The 814-nt window shown below is 43.1% G+C and carries 1 protein-coding gene; it reads right to left on the bottom strand.

What is annotated here, in order from left to right; all coding sequences use genetic code 11:
• Window positions 1-814: hypothetical protein (locus tag ACYVTD_RS14550; protein ID WP_461248435.1), on the bottom strand; the 814-nt coding region annotated here is incomplete at both ends.

Genomic DNA, 814 nt, shown 5'->3' with positions numbered 1-814 from the left:
CAAATAATGTATCTTTTTTTAGCACGTTCATAGCTTCAGCCACCTGTTTGCGCAAAGGCTCTGTAACCGGTATACTGCTCGCGATATCTTTTGGCATCTCGCCGTAACTTCTATAATATTCCACAGCTCTGCCAAAGGTCGCATCATTTATTGCGATGTTATTTTTTTCAAGATATTCTAAAGCCAATTTGTTATCTTCCATTGGCCATATCTTATAACCCGTAGGAAAGTCAGGCGACACCGGCACCTGCGTATAATACTTCATAGACAGATAAACCTCTTTAGGCGAAAGCGCGAGGAATATGTTGCCCTCGTCCATTTTTTTAAAATGCACATAACTGTCCCATGGCAACCTCTTGCCGTGCGCCGCCTGCCTGATTCTCGTTAAAATATCATCCGATGGAGATAGATTATGTTCCGCCTTAAAACGGAAATAATCAAGCGTGTTAAACGGCGTCCTCTGCCCGTCAGGGCGCAAAACCCCTTGAGCTAAATCATCAATAAGTTTCTCTAGCCCCACATCTAGCTTTTCTTTATTCACAAACGCTTTTCTCTCGGCTGCCAGCACGAGCTTATGCGAAAGCTCTCGAGACGCGTCCTTTTTTATTCGCTCAATCATTTTCCAAAAGTTTTCAATCGGCACTTTATAGGCTTTACAAAAATCTTTTATACTCAAGTTAGAATTGATATAGGCCCCAGTTAGGCTCATCCGCGCTTTCAAAATATTGTCCGACGCTTGCGTGCTTTGTTTCCGCAAATCTTCCTGCTTCCTTCTTATAGATTGCCAAGAACCGACATACGCGCCGATTTCAAC

This window comes from Treponema sp. R6D11, from assembly GCF_054786075.1.
The sequence above is the reverse complement of the archived record's forward strand: the minus strand, read 5'-3'. Positions and strand labels throughout refer to the sequence as shown.